This is a genomic window from Archangium sp., assembly GCF_036389735.1.
Lineage (GTDB): Bacteria > Myxococcota > Myxococcia > Myxococcales > Myxococcaceae > Archangium.
Map to the genome: position 1 here is coordinate 1 of NZ_DASVWK010000083.1, position 21,437 is coordinate 21,437.

The following is a 21,437-nucleotide window of genomic DNA, read 5'->3' on the forward strand; positions in this document are numbered from 1 at the left end:
CCGCCATCCACTCCGCCATCCGCGCGGGCGTCCGCTACGGAGGTGGGGTTGCCGGGCTCGACCGCGTCCAGGGGGCTGCCGCCAGTGCCCTCGTTCTTCTCCCCGGTCTCTCCCTGGGCCACCTGGCTGGAGGGGGCCGCCTTCGTCGCGTCGCTGGTGGATGCGTTCGGCGAGCGCATCTGCGACTGGCTGGGAACCGTCCCGTTGGGACCGCCCGGGGCTCCGGGAGGCTGGATATGGGCCCGGTGGGCGGGCGGAGCGGCGATGCCCTCGGCCTCCGGGCCGACGAGAATTTCAAGGTGGCGCCATTCGAAGTCGTAGTTGCGCACCTGGGAGCGGGGAGCGCGACGCGGTACGACGTAGACCTGGGCCAGGGCCGCCTCCGGGAGGAAGACGGAGAGCAGGCCAATAATGATCAGAAGTCGATTCACAGGAACGACCTCCCGGGTGGGGAGACGAGGGACGGACCGAATGAACCTAGGCAGGCTCACCCGGATAGGCGAGTGGGCAGCCGAGCGCTTCTGGCCGAATGCTCAGCGTTACACGTCCTCAACGCTTCAGATGTTGGGTGAACCAATGCTTTCGTCCCGCCCAGGTGCCCGCTATGGAGGGCCCATGAACCGTTTTCTGGTAGCCATGACAGGTGCCCTGCTTCTTGCCTCCGGGTGTGCGAAGCAGGAGCCGGAGAAGAAGGAGTGTCAGCTGGAGGCCTTCGATCTGTCCGCTTGTGACCGGTCGGGGCTGTCCTCCGTGAAGGCGGAGGGCATCTGGCATGTGAACGTGTCCCTGGAAGACGGCAGCGAGACGCCGGGGGCGATGAACCTGACCCCGGACCTCGGGCATCTCTTCGGCACGTCGCTCACCGAGCGTCAGGTGGAGGGCGAGACGTTCTTCCTGGCCAGCGACTTCCAGAACCCGGGCTTCGAGCCCCTGCGCTTCGCGCTCGCGGGGTGCCAGGCACCCACGCCGGAGCGGGTGCGGGGCCAGTTCCGCCGCTGCTCGGGGGGCGCGGCCGATCTGAAGGGGACTTTCGAGGCGGTGCACCTCTCGCGGCAGGTCGGCGAGCCGGAGGCGTCCGGGGTGGAGCTGGTGCGGGAGGCCGCCCTGCCGGACAAGGCGATAGCGACGGACGTCTTCGTGGCGAACGGCTACGCCTACGTGACGGCGCTGTCGAGTGGCATCTACATCTTCGACGTGAGGGATCCGACGAAGCCGCTCGGCACCCCGGTCCTGCTCTCCTCGAAGGGCGACAACTGGAACCAGGCCTGGGTGAAGGATCAGACGCTCTTCGTGGCGAGCAGCAGGGAGGGCATCCTCCTCTACGACGTGAGCAACCCGGCGGCCCCCAAGCGGCTCAAGGCGCTGCCAACCCCCGCCGTGGACGTGTGGGGGCTGTACGTGGAGGGGACCCGGCTCTTCGCCATGTCTCCCTCTCCGCGGGCCGAGGTGCTCATCTATGACATCCAGACGCCCACGGCGCCCTCGCTGCAGTCGCGCTACGTCGTGGAGGACAGCGCCCCGGAATCAGGAGAGAGCCCGGTGGGGGGCGTGGTCCACAACAACCAGCTGTACATCGCCCACTGGCGGTACGGGCTGGCGGTGGCGGACGTGACGCCGCCGAACCAACCCTCGGGACAGGGACGCTTCGGGTACGACAAGGCCACCACCCGCTGGGTTGCGGCGGGGACCATTGGTGCTCGAACGGTAGTCTTCGAGGCCAGTGAGGGCTGGGGCTCACGGGTGCGCGCGCTGGACGTGACGAATCCGAAGAACATCCAGGAGTTGGGCTCCTACACGCCGCGGACCGAGTCCTCGGTGATGGGACTGACGCTGGTGGGCACGAAGTTGTACGTGGCGCATAGCCTGGACGGACTGCGCGTGCTGGACGTGTCCGACCCGTATCAGCTTCGTCTGGCGTCCTGGTACAATACCTGGAGGGAGACGGATCCGGGGCGTGGGCGCTTCTTCCTGGACGGTCTCAGCTCGGTGAGGGTGTCGGGTGGTGACAGTTACCTCTATGCGACCGATACGTCGCGCGGTCTGCTCATCTTCCGTGAGCAGGGTTGAGTGGAAGCATGAGTCAGAGCGTTGCGAAGTCGTGTGAGCGGTGCCAGACCCTGCCGGAGAAGCTGGAGCTCGAGGGCGCCGGCCGTGTCTTCCTGTGGCTGCCCCTGGGGCACAGCTTCGGCAAGCTCGTCAAGGTGCTGGGCGATTCCGGGCGCGAGTACCAGGTGACGCCGCAGGCGCAGTGCGTGGCGGTACGGCTGGATGGCTCGCACCTGGGCAACTTCGTGGCGGATGTGATGGGGGCGCTGACGGGCGAGGAGTCCCGGGCCACGCGCGCGCTCTTCGTCCAGGGCCATGGGGAGCCGGGGCTGGGGGACTACCCTCGGGTGGGCTCGCTGACGCAGCTGCTCACCATGGCGCGGGCGGGGTGGTTGGTGGACATGCTCGCCGAGAAGCGGGTCACCAGCCACTACCAGCCCATCGTCCGCGCGAAGGACACGCGCGAGGTGTACGCCTACGAGGCGCTGCTGCGCGGCCAGGAGCGGGACGGCTCGCTGGTGCCGCCGGGGAAGATGCTCTCGCTGGCCCGGGACGCGGACCTGCTCTTCCAGTTGGATCTGGCGGCGCGGCTGTCGGCGGTGCGCGAGGCCGCGCGGCTGGGGCTCCAGGTGCCGGTGTTCATCAACTTCACCCCCACGGCCATCTACGATCCCGCCTTCTGCCTGCGCTCCACGGTGGCGGCCATCGCCGAGGTGGGGATGCCGCCGCAGAACGTGGTCTTCGAGATCATCGAGTCGGACCACACGCCGGACGCCAACCACCTGAAGACGCTGATCGCCTACTACCGGCAGGCGGGCTTCCGGGTGGCACTGGACGACCTGGGGGCGGGCTACTCGTCGCTGAACCTCATCCACCAGCTGCGCCCGGACATCATGAAGCTCGACATGGAGCTCATCCGGGGCATCCACCAGGACGCCTACAAGGCCTCCATCACGGAGAAGCTGCTGGAGCTGGCGCAGAAGCTGGGCATCCTCACGGTGGCCGAGGGCATCGAGACGCCCGAGGAGCTGCGCTGGGTGCGCGAGCACGGGGTCGACTTCGTGCAGGGCTACCTCATCGCGAAGCCGGCCAGCCCGCCGGTGACCAAGACGCCGTCCTTCACGGACTGACGTCCGAGGTGTCCTGGTTGACGAGCGTGGTGCCCTGGCGGTTGAGGGTGAGCCGCCAGGCTTCTTGCAGCTCGGAGCCGGCGGCCTGGAGCGCCATGCGGGCCGGGTAGATGTCGCGCTGGGACACGGCGTTATCGACGGTGGAGAGCCGACCGCGCGCGCTCTCGAGGAGGCGCGTGGTCTCGCCGCGGCCGGCCTCGGTGGCGGTGCCCAGGGCGGTGGAGAGCTCCTGCTGCGCGGAGGCCACGGCCGGGCCGATGTCGAGTTCGCCGCTCTCGAGCAGTTGGTCCGCGGTGCTCAGCCAGGCGTAGGCGCGTTGCAGGCTCGCCAGGCGTTGCTGGCGCAGCCGCTCCAGCTCACTGGCTCGCTCCTGTTGGGTGGCCTGTTGTTCCTGGACGGCCTGGAGACGCTCCTGGTCCTCCTGCCGCCGGGCCTCCACCTCGGCCTGGAACGTCTGGAGCCGGGCGCGGAGCAGCTCCAACTCCCGGGCGGTGCTTTGCTGCTCCTCGTCGCTCTGGCCTTCTCGCGGATCGGCTTCGGCGCCGAGCACGAAGCCAGGTGCCTGATCCGCATCGGGCGCGTCCGGCGTGGGAGGAGTCGTGGGCGTCTGCCCGAGTAACAGCGTCAGGGGGAGTGCGAGCCATCCATTCATCCCCGAAAAGTTGTCCACCGGGACACGTTCGAGCACACCCGGGAAGGTGAGCGCCCGGGTGCCCGTCCGCTGGGCGAGGAACCCGGTTCTGCTTGCGCTTCCCAGCGGAGGAGCGGTCGTCACGAAGCCGGGCCTGCTCCTCCATCCCGCTGGAGTAGGCAGCACCCCTCTCACCCCTACAGGAGTTGCAGATGAAAACCGTCCACAAGAGCCGGCTGGCCGCCATCGTTACGGCCGCGGGCTCTCTGATGATAGCCGGCTTGAGCTTCGGTCCTTTCACCGCCGCTGCGGCTGTGCCGAGCTGCGTGCGGACCCAGCTCAATGACAAGGGCTACACGGATCACCTCACGGTGACCAACAGCTGCAAGAGCCTGCAACGGGTCAAGGTCGTCATCGCCAACGCCACCGACAAAGCCTGCAGGAGTTTTGGCCCCGGCTTGAGCTTGAAGTACGACTGGAAGTACCCGGGTCGGTTCGACAAGCTGGTGCCTTGCTAGGCCCAGGAACGCCGGGGCCTGTGGGGACGCGACTTCAGCGCGAAGCGGTCTTCTCCGGCCGCACCCACCCCGGAAGCACGGGCTCGTTGATTCCCGTCGCCCCGTCCTGCTCCAGTCGGGTGTTCACCTTCGGAGGCGCTCCGACCGTCACGTCCCGCCCGCGCTCGAAACGCTGGGCCTTCACCAGCGCCAGGGTGGCCCGATCCAACAGGAGCGCCCGCCGCGGTGAGGGGACGAGCAGGACCGAGATGTCCTTCGTCAGCGCCTTCACCGCGTCGGGCTGGAGCGTCCCATCCGGACGGAAGAAGCGGGCCTGGACCTCGTCGTTGCTCCCGTAGTCGTCTCCCGCCCCCACCTGCGCGAGCCAGTGGGCGTACTCGCCCTGACCATCGGCGCGCTTGGGCTCCGGGATGCCCTTCAGCCCCCGTTGCGCCCAGTGGTACCAGCCCTGCTGGAAGGCCGCGCCCGGGTCGAGCTTGCGCGCGAAGCTGAAGGTGCTGTCCGTGGTCGCTCCCACGCCGCCGTGGCACCCGATGCAGGCAGTGGTCTCCTCGACGTTCTGGGGGCGCAGCGCTCCGCCCGCGTCCTCGATGAAGCCCTGCATCAGCCAACCGGTGCCCGTGCCCACTCCGCGCTCCGCGTCCGCGAGCACGGTCTTCAGCTTGTCGGGCTGCTTCTGCTTTTCACGTGCTTCCGCCTCGGCCGCCAGCTGGAGGTCGCTGTACGTCAGCCAGCGGGTCTTCCGCATGTAGCGCAGCTCCTTCATCCGGGCGGCCATGCGGACCTGCCCTCCCTCCACATCGAGGTAGCGCAAGCTGTGGAGGAACTCGGTGCCTCGCGGGAAGAGGCCGGCGGCGGGCCAGCCCTCTCGCGCCCGGTCCAACTCCGCGGCCTGCCCCACGTAACCGAAGGGACGCTCGGGCCTGGGCGGCCACACGAAGGCCACGCGCTTCGCCGTCCCCAGCACGCCATCTCCGTCGAGGTCCGAGCCCAGCTCACGCTCGTCCGTGGGCGGGAGCGGCACATCCACCCGGCGGATGAAGGACTCCAGGATGGCGAGGTTGAGGCGATACACGGCCGTGCTCTCGCGCCCGGCCTTGTCGCGCCGGAACGCGGCGGGAAGGCGGATGAACACGTCTCCCGCGCTCCCGTTGGTGGGCCAGAACATGCCGGGGAAGGGGGCATAGGCGAAGGCACGCCAGCCCGTCATGGCCCCGTCCGGTGAATGATCGAACCCCTCGGCGTCTGGCTGGAACCAGCAGTCGGGGGTGTAGCCCTCCCACTGGCCATTGCCGTTCGCGTCCCAGGCGGCGGGGGGTTGGGCCAGCGCGGCGGCGAGCCGGAGCCCGCCGCGCTCGTCCACGTAATTGCTCGACCGCACCCACGCCAGTAGCTCGGCGTCCGACAACTCGACGGACGGCGGCGGCTGGAGCAGGTGGGTCCAGCGGTTCTCCTCGGCGGTGCGTGCCACCGAGAGCACCGTCTGCACCTCGGCGTCCTCGACGTAGTTGGGCGCGCGGGGTGTCTGGTGACACGCGAAGCAGCCGTTGCGGGTGCGGCCACCCGGCACGTCCTGGGTGACCGCGTAGCATTGCGCCGGCAGGTAGGCCGCCGGATTGGAGAGGCGGGGCCGCTCTCGCGTGTTCGCTGGCAGGGCGGACGCGAGCGCCTCTCGCACCTGGACGACAGGCGTCGACGCGGGCGCGGGAGGAGGTGAACCCCCCGAGCGCCACCCGAGGGCCGCTCCGACCACGAGCAACCCGGCTACCAGCACAACCCCTGTCGTCCTTCGGCGGCCCATGTTCTCTGCCCTCGCCTCAGTTCATCGCCGGGAACGGGCCGATGTAACCGGTGTACGACTGCGTGACGCTCACATCCCCACCCGTCTTGTCCGTGTCGGACTCGCCGTAGGGGTGCTGCACCTGGGCCTTGATGTACGCGTAGCCGTTGATGTTCGGGTAGAAGTAGATGCCCGTCGTCTCCGAACCGTAGGGGGCGGAGAAGATGCGGGTCAGCTCACGCGTGACGAGGTTGTAGGACCAGACCATGTCGTTCTGGTGACCGTCGACGGTGTCCTCACCGATGAGCAGCGTGTCGTAGCCGTTGACGAAGGACAGGTTGTCGGGATTGGCGATGCCGTTCACGCTACAGACGTTCGCGGTCGCCGACCTGGCGACGCCCGCGCTGTCGAGGACCGTGAAGTTGGGGTCATAGTAGGGGCTGTTGTCCGGGTAGAGACTGGCGCCAGGCGCCTTCAGCCACATGCCCTCGACCAGCGGCGCGGCGGACTCGACGACGAAGTCACTGCCGAGGGTCCCGTTGGGCGAGACGACCATCTCGTAGACCGCGCCGCAGTCATTCTGGGCGACCTTGACGTGATTGCCGCCTCCCAGATCCTTGGCGCCCGTCGGAGCGTTGATCATGCCGTGGTTCAGCTCGCTGAAGGCCACGTAGAGCCGGTGGGCGGCGGGGTTGTACGTGATGCCCTCGGTCTTGCGGAACTCGGTGGTGCCCCCGACGTAGGCCGCGTAGCGGCGGCTCTCCAGGCGGGAGGCCGCCAGCTCCTGGCCGGGCTTCAGCCTCAAGCACTCGCGGCCGGTCTCCGTGTTGATGGGGCGGAACCCGGAGGTCGGGCAGGTGCCGTCGGCGGACTGGGGCTCGGTCTCGAAGATGTGGGAGAACTGGATGCCGCCGTCGATCAGCGCCTTCACCTCGGCGTTCGTCGCGCTGGGGCCCAGCGGCAGCCAGTAGATGTCGGCCCGGCCCGAGGGCTGGCCCGCCGGGGTGGTCTGGAACCACCGCGCCGCGTAGAGCTGGCCCTCGGACAGGTCCCCCGGCCGCTTGGCCACGAACATGTAGAAGGCGTCGTTGCTGCCGTCGTCGCTCAAGTAGACGGTCCGCTTGTCCGGCATCACGTAGGCGAGCTCGAGCGCACGCCGGCCGGCCGCGTAGTGCTTGGTGACACTGGTGGTGCCCGAGCCGTCGACCGCGACCTCGACCACGTAGCCATAGCGGTACGGGGAGTAGACGGCCTTGGCCTGGTCGATGGTGGCGGTGGCCGGATCCAGCCCCCAGTAGCGCAGCATGGAACGCTCCGCCAGGGCGAGGCCGCTCACCGTGGTCGCGGTCTCATACACGCGCGCATCCGCCGGGTACTCCTCGCTGCTCAAGTTCGTGTTCCAGGGGGACACGCTGCCGGCGCAGGGAACCCAGTAGCCCTCCACGCCCGAGAAGTCGATGGGCCGGGTGCTGACGGCCGTGAGCTTGCCGGTGTTCGGATCCTGGCTCAGCTCGGAGAGGTACATCGCCGCGGGGGTGATCTCGAACTGGGTGAGCTCGAAGATCTTGTTGCCCGTCTGGATGAGCGCCGAGAAGTCGTTGGTCGCGGAGATGAAGTCCGAGCCGTCCGTGTTCTTCACCGGCGAGCCGTCCTTCTGGACCATGCGCCCGAAGACGTGATTGCTCAAGGGCTGACCGGAGCGCAGGACGGTCTCGTACTGGATGGAGAGATCCCGTCCGTTCACCTTCGCCATGGGGCTGGCGTAGACGGCCCGCTTCTCCGCCTCCGTGCGCGCGGCATTGACGGGCGTGAAGCTGAGCGACTTGCCAGCCGCCCCAGGCGTGCCCGGGGTTCCAGGCGTGCCCGGGGTCCCAGGCGTGCCCGGGGCTCCAGGCTCGCCCGTGTCGCCCTTGGGGCCCGTCTCTCCCGCGTCACCCGTGCACGCGGAGAGAGTGAGCGCGGTCAGCGACGCCAACACCAGTCGTCCCGTGCGGCGCTGCCACCGCGAATAATCCGATCGCATCCGTGTCCTCATCTTGAAATGAATGGAGGTCGGAGCGGGCATTGAGCCGGCTCCGATTGGTGGCGGATGCTACTCGCTGGAGACTCCGGGGGAACAGTGGTCCCCGCCCCCACGCCCATGGAGCCGTCAGAGGTCGATGCGCAGACCCACGCCGGCCTGGAAGGTGGGCGCGGCGATGACGGTGGGGGGAATCTGCTGCTCGCCCAGTCTCATGGCGGGCAGGTTGAGCGCGAAGCGGAACTCGCCGCCCTTCTGGCCGTAGTTGGTGGCGACGAAGGCTTCCACGCTGAGGTAGCGCAGGGCGCGGTGCGTCACGTCCAGACGGGTGGTGAAGGAGCGGTCGGACAGGTTGCCCAGGCTGGACAGGATGAAGTTGGTGTCGTCCCAGGAGCCCGGGCCGCCGACCAGGGCGTAGAGCGCGGCGTAGTGCCGGCCAACGTAGAAGGGCTGATACTGGCCCTGGAAGATGAGGTACGGGTAGGCCAGGGAGGTGGGGTAGCCCGTCGAGTTGTAGAAGTACTCGATGCCCACGGTGGCGGTGTCGTTCTCCGAGTACGCGAACGTCCAGGTGGCGCCGCCGCTCGCCTGGGGGGTGTGGCCTTCCGGGTAGTAGCGCTCGATGGGCAGAGTGCTCAAGTCCGGAGGCGCGCCGCCATTGGCCCCCGGGAGCTGGCCGAGCAGGTCCGCGAGCGAGACACCTTCGGGGAGGCGGAAGAGGGGCGTGTCCGAGCCCTTCTTGAGGGCCACCTCGGCGTAGACGTCGATGGGGCCGAGGCCCGAGGAGAAGTCGAGGCCGAAGCGGGGCTCGCGGCCGCGCTGGAGCACGGCATCGAGGCCCAGCTCCGTCTGGCCGAACACCACCTCGGCCCGTGCCGCGCCGCCGACGCGGCCGAGGGTGCTGGCCGGGCCGGCGTTGTCGAGCAGGCCGATGGCGTAGAAGTTCCAGCCCCTGGCTTCCCAGGGCACGTGCACCTTGAGCATGGTGGCGCCGGTGCGCGCGTCGAAGAGGGCGAGTGGATCCCTTCGCTGGGGGCTGAGGAAGTCGGTGGGATTCCAGAAGCGTGAGGTGCCCCACTTCACGTGCTGCTTGCCGGCGGTGAAGAACACCATGTGGTTCAGGTCGAAGCGCAGCCAGGCCTGGTCCAGCAACATGCGCGGGTCGGCGACGGCGGTGCTCGTCGAGCCCGAGGGGATGAGACCGCCCGAGCCCTCCTGACGGGTGGGGTCGAAGGTGAGCCGTCCGAGGACGAAGCCGCGCAGCCGGTCGGTGGGGCGGGCGTCGAGGTAGCCGTCCACCAGCATGGGGGCGGAGAAGGCGGTGTCACCGAAGGACACCCCCTCGCGCCCCTGGGTGAGGGCACGCAGGTAGAAGCGGCCACCGATCTTCAGCGGATCCTCGGTGGCCTCCTCCGTCTCGAAGGCATTGGTGGCCGCCGGGCCGCCGAGGGCCTGGGCGTCGCGGTCCTGCTCGGTGTCCGGGGTGACGCTGGTGGCCGCCGCCTCTTGGGCGGGGGTCAGGGCGGGGCTGTCACCGAAGAGCGAGCCCTCGTCGGGGCGGGGGGCATCCGCCGGAGCGGGCTTCTCCTCGGGGGTGTCACCACCGAAGAGGGAGTCCTCGGCGGGGCGCTGCTCCTGGGCGAGCGCGGGCAGCGCGGCGAGGGCCGCGGCCAGGGCCAGGGTGGTGCGGGTGCTCATCGGCTTTTGCTCTCGAGCCAGGCCTTGGTGAAGATGTTGGTCTCCAGCGGGCGGAGGTCCACGGTCTTGATGACGATGACGGTGGAGTTGGCCTTCTCCACCTCGTCATAGAAGCGCATCTCCTGCGGGTACCAGACGTCGGCCTTCTTGGACTCGCTGAAGAGCTTCTGCCACTTGGGATAGTAGGCGGTGCGCATCAGCCGGCCGGAGAGGGCGAACTCCTGGCGCTTGAGGATGTTGGAGGTGTCCTTGTCCACCCACAGCTTCACCACGGGGTAGGCCACGTCCACGCCCTCGCGGGCCTTGAGGGTGAGCTTGTAGGTGGTGAACTTGCCCAGCTTCTCCTCGCCCTCGAAGGTGGGATCGAACTCCTCGGCCAGGCGCGACTCGTCGAAGTCGGCGCGGCGGCTGTCGGTGCCGGCGATGCGCTCGCGCTCGGTGCGACGCTCCCACTTGCCGGTGTTGGGGTCGTAGCTCCAGAGGTTCTTCTCCATGCGCAGGTAGCCCTTGCCGGACTCGCCCTTGGGCTTGGTGAAGAGGATCATCAGCTTGTCGTCGGCGTCGCGGCGGTAGATGACCGCCTCGCGCACGACGTCCGCTTTGTCCTTCTCCTTCGTCTCCAGGTACATGAGCGACTTGTAGTCGCCGCCGTTGCGCTGCCGGTCGTCGAGCGTCTCCAGCAACTGCTTCATCTGGGCCGCGTCGAGGGCGAAGGCGGCCGGGGCGGACAGGAGCACCGCGGTGAGCGCGGCGCCGAGGAGGTGGCGCGAGGTCATGGTCATCATCCGATGTGGTGCATCGCCGTGACGGGCTTCATCCGCGCGGCGAGGAAGGAGGGGACCAGCGAGATGGCGGTGGTGCACAGCGTGATGAACGTGATGGCGCCCAGCATGGAGCCGGGGTTCACGACGAGGTGGAGCTTCTCGGACAGGATGAAGACCTGGACGGCCACGGGCACGGAGAGGTCCGCGGCGTTGAGCGCCGTGCACACCCCCAGGCCCACGGTGGCGCCCACGGTGGTGCCGAGCAGTCCCAGCACGAGCGCCTCGAAGAGGAACATCACCAGCACGTACCAGCGCTGCATGCCGATGGCGCGCAGGGTGCCGATCTCCCGCGTGCGCTCGCGGATGGCGATCCACAGCGTGTTCATGATGCCCACCGCGATGATGACGAGCAGCACGAAGGTGAGCAGGCCGGTGAGCCCGTCCAGCGCGGCCACGGTCCACTTGATGAAGGAGATCTCATCCTCCCAGTTGGTGATGTCCAGCTTCTGCCCCGTCCAGCCCTCACGGTTGACGGTCTCGAACTTCATGAAGAAGGGCTGGGGGTTGTGCTCCATCATCTGGTAGCCCAGCTCGGGCAGGCGCTTGAAGAGGCGTGCCTGCACGTCGGGGATGGAGGACATGTCCTTGAGGTAGAGCATGAGGGCGCCGGTGGCGTCCGCGCGCATCTGGTAGAGGCCGTGCAGGGTGGAGTTGGGCACGTAGACGTTGAAGGAGCTGAGCATGCCCACGTTGGCGGCGATGGCCGCCACACGCACGTCCACGGTGTTGCTGGTGCCGCGCATGGTGGGGGCGGAGAGGGTGACGCTGTCGCCCACCTTCACCTCGAGCTTCTTCGCCTGCTCCTCGAAGAGGAGGATCGTGTTGGGCAGGGCCAGGTCGTCCAGCTTGCCCTCGCGGATATGCACCACCTTGCGAAAGCCGCTCTCATTCGCCACGTCGATGCCGCCCACGCCGAGCTGCACGGAGCCGGTCTCGCTGACGACCTTCACCCAACCCCGCGAGCGCTGCACGGAGTAGTCGAGCTCGGGCACCTCCTGGCGGAGCTGCTCCATCAGCTTGGGGTAGTTGGTGACGACGGGCGCGGACTGGCCCGCCGTCACCTTGTAGAAGCCGGCCACGTTGACGTGCCCGGTCATCAGGGTGGTGGCGGACCGGAGCATCGTCTCCTTCATGCCGTTGGACAGGCCCATGAGGACGATGAGCAGCGCGGTGACGCCGGCGATGGCACCGCCCAGCAGCAGCGTGCGGCGCTTGTGGGTGCCGAGGTTGCGGATTGCGATGAGGAGGAGCTGGTTCATGGCTTCACTCGTCCGTCTGCATCGCCTGGAGGGGCGAGACCCGGGTGGCGAGGAACGCGGGGTGGAAGGTGGAGAGGGCGGACACCACGAGCACGATGACGAAGGCCTCCACGAGGTTCGACGCGTGCAGGGTGGGGAAGAGCCGGGGGCCCGAGAAGAAGAAGTACAGCGCCTCGTTGCCGGCGGGGATGCCCACGTGGCCGAGCAGCTGCATGATGGCGCCGCCCACGACCGCGCCGAACGTGCCGAACACGAGGCCCAGCACCAGGGTCTCCACCAGCACCATGTTCAGCACGAACGAGCGCTGCGCGCCGATGGCCCGCAGGGTGCCCACCTCGCGCACCCGCTGGAGCGTGGCCATCATCATCGCGTTGTTGATGATGACCAGCGCCACCACGAAGATGATGAAGACGGCGAAGTAGAGCACCAGCTTCGCCACGAGGACGAACTGGCCGATGAGCCCGGAGGCCTTCTGCCAGGAGATGACCCGCAGGGGCAGCCCCTCGGCCTTCACCGTGGCCTGCAGTTCGGCCATCGTCTGCTCCAGCAGCTCCGGATCCTTCAGGAGGACGGCGGCGCTGAGCACCACGCCCTTCTCGATCTCCTCCTGCGTGTACACCCGGTTGGCCAGCTCCTCGCGGCGCACCTTCTGGGCGAAGCCGTCGAGCTGCGCGTCCTCGTCGATGAGCCCCGGGGTGGCGTCTGCCGTCAGGGTGGCGCTGCCCTCCTCGCCGAAGAGCGCGGACTCGGCGTCCTCGCGCTTCACCTCCGCCACGCCGCTGGCCTCCTGCAGCTTCGCCAGCTCCGCTTTCTTCTCCGCGGTGAGGTAGCCGTACAGCTCCCGGAAGGACATCAGGTCCATCAGGTTGAGCGAGCCGGCCACCGCGGACTTCTCCAGCCCGTCGAACTGGTAGGTGCCGTAGATCTTCACGTTCACGCTCTGCACGTAGCCGGTGCGCGTGAAGGCGGTGATGGTGAGGTCGTCCCCGATGCGGATGCGGTACAGGTCGAGCAGCGGGGCCAGCTCGGCGTAGAACTGCCGGTAGCGCGTGTCGAAGTTGGAGTCATCCATGGTGAAGAAGAGGGGCAGCAGCTTGCCCAGCTCCGTCTCCTGGCTGCCCAGCACACGCTGGAGCCGCTCCACGGCCTGCTTCGTCTTGATGGGGTCGAGCTGGAAGAGGATCTCCCGCGTCTGCGTCCGGTTCTCCTTCACCCAGCGCTCGAGCTGCGGGTCCGCGGAGATCATCTTGTGGTTGAGCGTGCGCGCCTCCTGGATGAGGTCCAGCCGGCGGGCGGTCTTCAGCTTGAAGGCCTCCTCGTAGATGAACTTGGACAGGAGCATGCCGCGGCGGCCCGGGGGCACCGGCCCGCCATCCACGATGCGCATACGGTCGAAGGTGTTCTGGAAGTTGACCAGATCGGTGCCCGTGTAGCGGATGTAGAGCATGTCGCCATCCGTCACCTGCGGGGCGATGCGGTTCTCCAGGAACTCCAGCGAGCCGAACGGGTCCTTGTCGAAGTCCGCCCAGAAGGACTCGGAGCGGGCGCGGGCCAGGGCCTCCACGTCCGCGGGATCGTTGGCCTTCTCGTCCACGAGCTCGCTGCGCCGCTTCAGGTCCTCCTCGAGCAGCGAGAGCATCTGGCGCACGTGCGATTGGAGGCTGGAGATCTGCGCGCGCAGCTCGGGGGTCTCGCCCTCGGCGACCTTCTTGTAGAGGTCACGCAGGCGCGCCAGCGTCAGGTCCACCGTATTGCCCGAGGTGATGAGGGCCCCGCTGGTGCCCATGGGCACGACCGTCTTCACGTTGGGGTGCTTCTGCACCACGTCCTTGATGCGCGAGAAGTCATCCACCGCGCTCAAGTCCGGCTCGCCACCCATCTGCCCGAAGAGCGAAAGCTCGTCCTTGGACTTCTCCGAGTACACCTGGAGGTGGCCGGCGACGCTGCCGATGATGCTGCGGCTCATCGCCTCGTCCATGCTGTCGACGAAGGCGCCGCCCACCACCACCAGCACGGTGCCGAAGAAGATGATGCCGCCGATGAGGATGTTGATCTTGCTCACGAACAGGTTGCGCAGGGCCACCTGGAGCAGCAGTTTGAGCTGGCTCATCCGTGAGCCTCCATCGCCTTCTGGGCCTCGGCCGGGGTGATGCGGTCGAGGATCTTGCCGTCGGCCAGGCGCACCACCGCGTTGGCGTGGTTCATCACCTTGGCGTCGTGGGTGGAGAAGATGAAGGTGGTGCCCTCCTTGCGGTTGAGCTCCTTCATCAGGTCGATGATGTTCTGGCCGGTGACGGAGTCGAGGTTGGCGGTGGGCTCGTCGGCCAGTACCAGCTTGGGCCGGGTGACGAGCGCGCGCGCCACGGCCACGCGCTGGCGCTGACCGCCGGACAGCTCGTTGGGGCGGTGCTTCGCGTGCTTCTCCAGGCCCACCTGCTCCAGCAGCGTCATCACCCGCTGGCGGCGCTCGGTCGCGTTCAGCTTGCGCTGGAGCAGCAGGGGGAACTCCACGTTCTGGAAGACGCTGAGCACCGAAACCAGGTTGAAGCTCTGGAAGATGAATCCGATGGTGTGCAGGCGCAGGTTGGTGAGCTGGCGCTCACTGAGCTGCTTGGTGTCCTGGCCGTCGACCATCACCACGCCCGCGCTGGCCGTGTCCACGCAGCCGATCAGGTTGAGCGCCGTGGTCTTGCCACTGCCGGACGGGCCGGCGATGGAGATGAACTCCCCCGGGTACACGTCCAGGGTGACGCCCCGGAGCGCGGGCACCTGCACCTTGCCCAGGGTGTACGTCTTGATGACATCGGAGAGGGAGACGATCGGCTTGGCGCCGCCGGGTACCGAGGTGAGCTGGGTCATGAGAGGTAGAGGAGCTGCTGCTAGCGGGTGACGTTCCGACGCTGGCGCGTGGAAGGGGAGGGGGTATTGGGGGTCTGGGCGCTGGGCTTGCGCGTGAAGCGGGCGCGCCACCGTTCGGCGGCGCCGCCCAGTTCCTCGCGGTAGAAGTCGCAGAACTCGACCGCCTCGCGCAGCTTGTGGCGGTCTCTCAGCCCAGGCATGGCGAGCGCGTCCTGGCACATCTGGCCCAGCGCGTCCATGGCGGAGACCGCCAGCTCGAGCCGGTGGTCCCACCCCGCGCTGTTGAAGATGAAGTAGTGCCGGCGATCCCCCGGGATGCTGGCGGGATCCACGAGGCCGCTGGCCTGGAGCTGGCGGATGTTGGTGGAGATGGAGGCCGGGCTCACCCGCAGCAGCCTGGCGAGCTCGCCCAACGCGAGGGGCGTCTCGGCCAGCAGCAGCAACCCGAGGATGCGGCCACCGATGCGCGGCACGCCCTGGCGCTCGAAGAACAGGCCCATCGACTCGATGAACCGTTCCTCCTCGGCGCTCACACCTTCCCGACGCATGCGCGGTACCCCCCGGCCCGGGGGCCACGCACCCATGTAATTGTGTCAGGACGTTCAGTCAATACTGAATGAACTGAGGCCCAGGCCCGGGCGGGCCTGGGCTGGTGTACGCGGCGGTGGCGGCTTGTCGCCTTCCATGCCGCCGCGCACGACCCTTGGAGCCGCTGGGCTAGTAGCTCTTCTCACCCTTCTTGCCGGAGCCGCCCAGGTCGCCGGAGCCACCCACGTCGCCGGAGCCGCCCAGGTCACCACCGGAGCCGCCCATGTTGCCCTTGTTGATGTCATCGCCCATGCCGGAGCCGCCCACGTCACCTGGCTGCTGGTTGATGCCCGTGTCCGAGTCCAGCCCGCTGCCGCCCATGCTGGCGTCCAGGGAGATGCTCTTGGCCACGTTGTCCGTGCCCTTGATGTCGAAGCTGGCGCGGATCTGCTGGCCTTCCTTGAGGTCCCTGGCGCGCTTGACGCTGGGGTCCTCGAACTTGGTGTCGCGGCCCACCTTGAGCGGAATGACGCCCTGGTCGGTCTGCACGTGGACGAGGGTGCTGCTGCTCTTCACCACCGTACCGCTGACCTGCTTCTCGCCCATCTGCGCGCTGGCACCGCCCATCTGCGCGCTGGAGCCGCCCGCCTGCGAGCCGCCCACCTGCGAACCGGAGCCCGAGCCGCCCACCTGCGAACCAGAGCCCGAGCCGCCCACCTGCGAGCCGGAGCCGGAGCCCGAGCCGCCTACCTGGCCCTGGCTGCCAGAGCCACCCGTGGCATCACCGCCCAGCTGCCCACTGCCCTGAGTCTGCTGGTCCGTGTTCGTGTCTTGAGCCAGCGCCATGCCCGAACCCAGCAGCGCCACGGACGCGAACAGCCCCACAAGCTTCTTCGTCATGTGATGTTTCTCCTGGTCTGGCGGGGGTCGTCGCCCCCCATGGCCGTGCCCCCCGCAGAGCAAAAGCTAGGCGTGGTGTGGGTAGGGGACAGGGACGGGTAGGAAAACGGGCGTGCTCGTCCCCTCCTCGGGCGGCTGTTCCTGGTCCGTCGCCATGCCTGGAGGGCAGGCGGCTTGAACCCGATGGGGCTTTTCCCCTACCGTCAGGGAATCCGACCGCGCCGGCCCCCTGCGTCGGCACAGACAGGAGACGCCTTCCACATGCCCCCGCCGTCCAAGCAGACCGCGCCCGCCCCCGTCGAGGAGCCGCTGCCCACGCCCTCCTTCCCCGCCATCGAGTCCTTCATCGAGCGCGCCTCCGCCGAGGAGGTCCAGTCGCTCTTCTCCCCGGTGAAGAACGAGCTCGCCAACCTCAAGGGTCCCAAGGCGGAGCAGGCCAAGAAGGTCCAGACGGCCATCTCCCGCACCGAGGAATTGCTTGGTGTATTGTTGGAGACGCGCGAGAGGCTGGTGGCCGAGTCGAAGGGTAAAGGCCGGAAATAACAGGCCTTTGGGTCGCCGGATCGTACTTTCCGGTGGGTCGCACGCAACTGTGCCGCGCGATCACCGATAATGCAGAAGAGAGCGCCGGACCCGCCGGGCTCTGAACCTTGGCCGTTCCATCGTCTGGAGAGGAACCATGAAGATCGACAACAACCTGAACATGCCGCGGATGTCCACCAACATGACCACGGCTCGGGTGACCCCGGATACGAGCTTCGCCGCGCGCGTGCAGTCGGGCGTTGGCACCGCGGCCAACGTGGTGGCCGGCGGCGTCGGCATGGCGGCCAACCTGGTTCCCGGTGGCTCCGTGGTGTCCGCGGCGGTCTCCTCGCTCACCAGCTTCAGCAACGCGAGCGGCTCCGGCTCGGCGCCCTACTACGGCGCGGCGGCCTCGGGCAGCGTGCCCATGAACACCACCGTGGGCGCCGGCGGCAGCATCCCGGGCGGCAGCACCGGCGGCAACAGCACCAACGGCCTGAACCTCGGCGGTGGCACCAGCAACACGGGCACCGAGTTCAACGGCGAGATGCAGAGCATGTTCTCCGAGCAGAAGAAGCTGCTGGGAGTGCAGGTCGCCATGCAGCGTGAGAACCAGGTGTTCTCCACCATTTCCAACGTGCTCAAGACGCGGCACGATACGTCCAAGAACGCGATCGGCAACATCCGCTAGCGCTCGGACGCTGGTGGTCACTCGGGTCCGGTGCTCGGGGGGCGAACCTGGTTTCGCCCTCCGGGTCTCCCTGGCCCACGAAAGGACGTAGACGTCACATGGCGGAGACTTCGGAAATCTCGGGCAGCCTCGTTCCCCTCTCTCGCAAGGAGGCGATGATCCTCCTCGAGGCGGGCTATCTGTGGCTCGACATGGGCCAGTTCGAGAAGGCGCGTGAGGTCTTCGCCGGGGCGGTGGTGTTGATGCCCAAGAGCGAGGTGCCGCAGCTGGCACTGGGGTCGCTGGAGTTCGCGCAGGGTCGGCACGACAAGGCCCTCCAGGCCTACCGGGCGGCCCAGCGTCTCGCCCCCAACTCGGCGCTGCCGCGGGCACACGCGGGCGAGGCTCTGTTGTTCATGGGGAAGGTTCCCGAGGCTCTGAAGGAACTCAAGGCCGCCATGGACCTGGAGCCCGAGGGTGACGGGGCTCGCCTGGCCAAGGCGCTGCTTGAGGCCAAGGAAGCGGGGGCGCTGCCTCCGGCCACCGCGAAGAAGTAGCACGCATTTTCAGGAGGAAGTCCGATGTCGGTTGGTGGAGTTGGACGAGGCGGCGGAAAAGGACGGGCCGGGGGCGCCAAGGGGCCCGCCGGCAAGGCGCCAGCCGGCAAGGCAGGAGCAGCGGGTTTTGGGGGGGCGGTGGATCGCGCCGCGGGCCTCGTGGGTCCCTCCGGTGCGGTGGGCTCCAGCAATGTGCAGGGGCCTCAGGCCGCGGATCCCATCACCGCCCAGGCGCTCGCCATCGCCAAGCAGCTGAAGAATGGGGACTTCAAGAACAAGGACGAGGCCACGCGCAAGCTCGTCGCCGAGGTGCTCAAGGAGAAGCTGCGGATGAAGTCGGCGGCCTTGACCAGCAAGATCGCCGAATCTCTAATGGATGACCCGCGTCTCAATCAGGCCCTCGAGCGGTTGTGGTCGAAGGGCGAGTGAGTGGCCCTTGGCTCTTGGCGAAGACAAGAAGGTCCTGCTGGAGAAGTATGGCCCCTACGTGCGGTCGCTCGCATCGCAGGTGCGTAGGCAGTTCTCCGCTCAGCTCGAGCTCGATGAGCTCCTCGCTTATGGGCAGATTGGCCTCCTGGAGGCGGCCGACCGGTTCGATCCCAAGGTAGGCGCCAATTTCCTCACCTTTGCCCACTACCGCATCAAGGGCGCCATCTATGATGGGCTGCGCAAGATGGGAGTGCTCAAGGGCGGAGATGCGCGTTCATCCTACATGGGCGAGCGCGCGACGGCCTATTTGGGAAATCTTTCGGATCGCGAGCAGGGAGGAGGCAACCGCGGGGGGTCTATTGACGATGATGTCATGGACATCTCCAACGCGGTGGCGGGGCTGGCGATGGTGTTCGCCACCAGCCTCGAAGGTGCGGACACGCTGGGCTTCCCGGACGAGTCTCTTCCGGCGGATCAGCGGATGGAGCTCGAGCAGCAGCGGGTGCGGTTGAGGGCGGCGATCGAGCAGTTGCCGGAGAAGGAGCGCCGGCTGCTGCAGGGCTACTACTTCCAGGGCAAGACGCTGGAAGAGGCGGGGGCGGAGATCGGGCAGTCGAAGAGCTGGGCGTCTCGTCTGCACGCGCGGGCGATCGAGCGGCTCAAGGAACTGTTGAACGAGGAGGACTCTTCCTCCCCTGACGATTCAAGGAGGCACGCACATGGCGGGTCCGATGGCCGGCGTCTCGGCAGCGCAGGTGGCCCAGCAGAAGTTGCAGGAGCAGGGCGGCCAGCAGGTCAACAAGCAGGGGGCGTCGAAGTTCGACGCGGCCCTCGCTAACAAGGCTCAGGGCGCGGGTGGCCCGGAGCAGGTGGGTCAGGCCCAGGCGGCCCAGGCCACCCAGCGCGCCGATCAGGTGCGTCAGGCCGAGGCCGTCAACAAGACGGAGAAGGCGGCCCTCAACAAGGTGAACACCGCCCAGGAGCCCGCCACCGCGCGCGGCGCCGAGGCCGTCGCCGGCAAGCAGGAGACCCAGAAGGCCGGCGGCATGCTGTCGCATGTCGTCAGCGAGCTGGAGAAGGGCCAGGTCAACATGGACAAGCTCATCAAGGCGGGGGCCTCCGGCAAGGAGTTCTCCAACGCCGAGCTCCTGTCGCTCCAGGCCGGCATGTACAAGTACACTCAGGAACTGGACCTCACGAGCAAGGTGGTCGAGAAGGCCACCAGCGGTCTGAAGGACACCCTGAAGACCCAGGTGTAGCTCGCTCCGTTGGTCGCTCTCCGTGCAAGGGCGTCTCCTCTCGCGAGGGGACGCCCTTTCTCGTTTTCCCGCCTGTTTCCGGGTTGGGACTTGTTGGAAACGCGGCGCCACATCTAAGCTAGGCCCCGCCCATGACGCTCCGACCGTACGCGCTCGCCGCCCTCCTCGCCCTCACCCTGGGGACTGGCTGCACCATCGACCTGCAGCACGATCTCACTGAGCAGGACGCCAATGAGATCTACGTGCTGCTCAGCAAGAACGGCATCGCCGCCACCAAGATGAAGGAAGAAGGGGGCAACGAGCTCCGCTTCCGCATCGTCGTTCCCAAGGCGGACGCCGCCCAGGCCGCGGAGCTGCTGCGGGCGTACTCGCTGCCGCGCCCGATGGAGAAGGGGCTGAGCCACTTCGCCAAGGGAGGCATGGTGCCCACCGCCACCGAGGAGCGCGCCATGCTGCTCAAGGCGCTCGGCGGTGAGGTGTCCAACGCGCTCAACCAGATCGACGGCGTGCTGGAGGCCCGGGCCATCGTGATGATCCCGGAGAACAACGACCTCTCCCAGCCGGAGAACAAGCCGATGCCTTCGTCGTCGGTGTTCATCAAGTACCGGCCGAACGCGAAGAACCAGCCGCCCATCCTGCGCGAGGACGTGCAGAAGTTCGTCTCCACCGCGGTGCCGGAGCTGAAGCCGGAAGCGGTGACGGTGTTGCTGACCGCGGCGTCGATGGGTGATGCCGAGGTGAGCTCCGAGAGCCGCCTTCAGGATGTGATGGGCATGCGCATGACGGCGGCCAGCGTGAGCCAGTTCCGCATGATGGCCGGCGTGGCCGTGCTCGTCATCCTCGCCTCCATCGGTCTCGCGGCCTGGTCGCTGATGCGCGGCGAGGGTGCCGCCGCTGGTGCCCGCCGCAAGTAACGACGTCTCCCACCCGCGGGGTCACCGTTGGACCAGTTCTTCACCTCGCTGAGCAAGCGACAGACGATGATGCTGCTGACCGCCATTACCTTCGGCGGTCAGGAGGGCGTCAGCGCGCTGGAGCATCTGCCCGAGGAGGAGGCGGAACTGCTCCAGCACCGCGCGCAGGAGATCCTCCAGATTCCGCGCGAGAAGCGGATCCCCCTGCTGGTGCAGGAGATCAAGCGGCTGGTGAAGGACCGGCGCGGGCAGTTGTGGAGCGCGGACCCGGAGCGGCTGGCGGGCTTGCTCAAGCGCGAGCGCCTGGCCGTGGTGGAGGTGGTGCTGCGCGCGCTGCCGGCGACGCTGGCCGACGCGGTGCGCTCCCACCTGCCCTCCACGGGGCGGGTGAAGCTCACGCGCGAGGTGCGGCCCCAGGTGCTGGACATCGTGCGCTGGAAGCTGGAGGAGCTGCTCTCGCAGCAGTCCTCGCCGCACGTGCCCTTCAAGTTCACCGACGTGCTGTTGCTGCAGACTCGCGAGCTGCTCACCGTGTGTGACCGACTGGGCGCGCGCGTGCTGGGACCGGCGCTGGCGGGCGTGCCGGACGAGGAGCGCGAGCCGGCCTTCGCCGCGCTTCCGCCGCACATGCGCCAGCTCGCCGTACGGGCCGTGTCCGCCAATGCTCCGCGCAAGCTCGCCGACGAGGAGGCCAAGTCGCAGCTGGAGCAGTACGGAGGCATTCAGTCCCTGGCGGCCGCCATCCGTGGCGCCGGGGTGCACCGGCTGGCGCGCGCGAGCGTGGCCCAGTCCGCCGAGTTCGCCTCCCGCCTGGTGGAGAAGCACCGCAGCGAGTTCGGACAGGTGCTGGCCAAGTGGGTGCGCGAGGAGCGCGCCAAGCCGACGACCCGCGG

Annotated in this window: 20 protein-coding genes and 2 pseudogenes; 11 read left to right on the forward strand and 11 right to left on the reverse strand. The window is 68.0% G+C overall.

The features are described 5' to 3' along the window. A pseudogene (locus VF794_RS03295) lies at positions 1–431 on the reverse strand (tolB protein precursor protein); the annotation flags it as partial. A gap of 184 nt (positions 432–615) precedes the next feature. On the opposite strand from VF794_RS03295, the gene VF794_RS03300 reads away from it, so the two are divergent. Together VF794_RS03300 and VF794_RS03305 are read left to right on the forward strand one after the other, a co-directional pair. Beyond that, complete coding sequence (locus VF794_RS03300; protein WP_331107614.1) at positions 616–2,067, forward strand: hypothetical protein; 1,452 nt, start codon at positions 616–618, stop codon at positions 2,065–2,067. Positions 2,068–2,075: 8 nt separating this feature from the next. Beyond that, on the forward strand, positions 2,076–3,176 hold the full coding sequence (locus VF794_RS03305; RefSeq protein WP_331107616.1) for an EAL domain-containing protein: 1,101 nt from the start codon (positions 2,076–2,078) through the stop codon (positions 3,174–3,176). On the opposite strand, the gene VF794_RS03310 is transcribed toward VF794_RS03305, so the two are convergent. After that, a complete protein-coding gene (locus tag VF794_RS03310; protein WP_331107617.1) occupies positions 3,166–3,828 on the reverse strand; it encodes a hypothetical protein in 663 nt (220 codons plus the stop codon). The genes VF794_RS03305 and VF794_RS03310 overlap by 11 nt on opposite strands. A gap of 191 nt (positions 3,829–4,019) precedes the next feature. Between VF794_RS03310 and VF794_RS03315 the strand changes: the two genes are divergently transcribed. Beyond that, a complete protein-coding gene (locus VF794_RS03315) occupies positions 4,020–4,325 on the forward strand; it encodes a hypothetical protein (protein WP_331107619.1) in 306 nt (101 codons plus the stop codon). A gap of 34 nt (positions 4,326–4,359) precedes the next feature. Here the strand turns inward: VF794_RS03315 and VF794_RS03320 are convergent, their stop codons facing one another. The 9 genes from VF794_RS03320 to VF794_RS03360 all read right to left on the reverse strand — a co-directional run bounded on the left by VF794_RS03320 (position 4,360) and on the right by VF794_RS03360 (position 16,193). Then, on the reverse strand, positions 4,360–6,078 hold the full coding sequence (locus VF794_RS03320; protein WP_331107650.1) for a hypothetical protein: 1,719 nt from the start codon (positions 6,076–6,078) through the stop codon (positions 4,360–4,362). Positions 6,079–6,142: 64 nt separating this feature from the next. After that, a complete protein-coding gene (locus tag VF794_RS03325; RefSeq protein ID WP_331107621.1) occupies positions 6,143–8,128 on the reverse strand; it encodes an alkaline phosphatase PhoX in 1,986 nt (661 codons plus the stop codon). 126 nt (positions 8,129–8,254) lie between these two features. Then, positions 8,255–9,823 (reverse strand): hypothetical protein, encoded by a 1,569-nt coding sequence (locus VF794_RS03330; protein WP_331107623.1) that lies wholly within the window; start codon positions 9,821–9,823, stop codon positions 8,255–8,257. Further along, positions 9,820–10,605 (reverse strand): outer membrane lipoprotein-sorting protein, encoded by a 786-nt coding sequence (locus VF794_RS03335; RefSeq protein ID WP_414640866.1) that lies wholly within the window; start codon positions 10,603–10,605, stop codon positions 9,820–9,822. Before VF794_RS03335 ends, VF794_RS03330 begins: the two co-directional genes overlap by 4 nt. Next, on the reverse strand, positions 10,605–11,906 hold the full coding sequence (locus VF794_RS03340) for an ABC transporter permease (RefSeq protein ID WP_331107627.1): 1,302 nt from the start codon (positions 11,904–11,906) through the stop codon (positions 10,605–10,607). The genes VF794_RS03335 and VF794_RS03340 overlap by 1 nt, the downstream gene beginning before the upstream one ends. Before the next feature lie 4 nt (positions 11,907–11,910). After that, on the reverse strand, positions 11,911–14,016 hold the full coding sequence (locus VF794_RS03345) for an ABC transporter permease (RefSeq protein ID WP_331107629.1): 2,106 nt from the start codon (positions 14,014–14,016) through the stop codon (positions 11,911–11,913). Continuing rightward, positions 14,013–14,765, reverse strand: a complete 753-nt coding sequence (locus tag VF794_RS03350; RefSeq protein WP_331107631.1) for an ABC transporter ATP-binding protein — start codon at positions 14,763–14,765, stop codon at positions 14,013–14,015. The genes VF794_RS03345 and VF794_RS03350 overlap by 4 nt, the downstream gene beginning before the upstream one ends. Before the next feature lie 20 nt (positions 14,766–14,785). Next, positions 14,786–15,313, reverse strand: a complete 528-nt coding sequence (locus tag VF794_RS03355) for a GbsR/MarR family transcriptional regulator (RefSeq protein WP_331107633.1) — start codon at positions 15,311–15,313, stop codon at positions 14,786–14,788. Between the two features lie 169 nt (positions 15,314–15,482). Then, positions 15,483–16,193: a hypothetical protein gene (locus tag VF794_RS03360; RefSeq protein ID WP_331107635.1), complete on the reverse strand. Its 711-nt coding sequence runs from the start codon at positions 16,191–16,193 to the stop codon at positions 15,483–15,485. Positions 16,194–16,454: 261 nt separating this feature from the next. Between VF794_RS03360 and VF794_RS03365 the strand changes: the two genes are divergently transcribed. From VF794_RS03365 to VF794_RS03400, 8 genes and pseudogenes are all read left to right on the forward strand, one after another. Further along, positions 16,455–16,736 carry a hypothetical protein gene (locus VF794_RS03365; protein ID WP_331107637.1) on the forward strand — a complete coding sequence of 94 codons (282 nt, stop codon included), beginning with the start codon at positions 16,455–16,457 and terminating at the stop codon, positions 16,734–16,736. 136 nt (positions 16,737–16,872) lie between these two features. Further along, entirely contained in the window at positions 16,873–17,406 is a 534-nt protein-coding gene (locus VF794_RS03370; RefSeq protein WP_331107639.1) for a hypothetical protein, read from the forward strand. A 98-nt stretch (positions 17,407–17,504) separates the two neighbouring features. Next, complete coding sequence (locus tag VF794_RS03375; protein WP_331107640.1) at positions 17,505–17,942, forward strand: tetratricopeptide repeat protein; 438 nt, start codon at positions 17,505–17,507, stop codon at positions 17,940–17,942. Positions 17,943–18,080: 138 nt separating this feature from the next. Then, positions 18,081–18,371 carry a hypothetical protein gene (locus tag VF794_RS03380; RefSeq protein ID WP_331107642.1) on the forward strand — a complete coding sequence of 97 codons (291 nt, stop codon included), beginning with the start codon at positions 18,081–18,083 and terminating at the stop codon, positions 18,369–18,371. 7 nt (positions 18,372–18,378) lie between these two features. After that, positions 18,379–19,209: a sigma-70 family RNA polymerase sigma factor gene (locus tag VF794_RS03385; RefSeq protein ID WP_331107644.1), complete on the forward strand. Its 831-nt coding sequence runs from the start codon at positions 18,379–18,381 to the stop codon at positions 19,207–19,209. After that, positions 19,127–19,630 (forward strand): ATP-dependent helicase HrpB, encoded by a 504-nt coding sequence (locus tag VF794_RS03390; protein ID WP_331107646.1) that lies wholly within the window; start codon positions 19,127–19,129, stop codon positions 19,628–19,630. Before VF794_RS03385 ends, VF794_RS03390 begins: the two co-directional genes overlap by 83 nt. A gap of 131 nt (positions 19,631–19,761) precedes the next feature. Continuing rightward, the gene (locus VF794_RS03395) at positions 19,762–20,544 is read left to right on the forward strand and encodes a type III secretion protein (protein ID WP_331107648.1); all 783 of its coding nucleotides are present in this window, start codon (positions 19,762–19,764) and stop codon (positions 20,542–20,544) included. A 27-nt stretch (positions 20,545–20,571) separates the two neighbouring features. Next, a pseudogene (locus tag VF794_RS03400) lies at positions 20,572–21,437 on the forward strand (hypothetical protein); the annotation flags it as partial.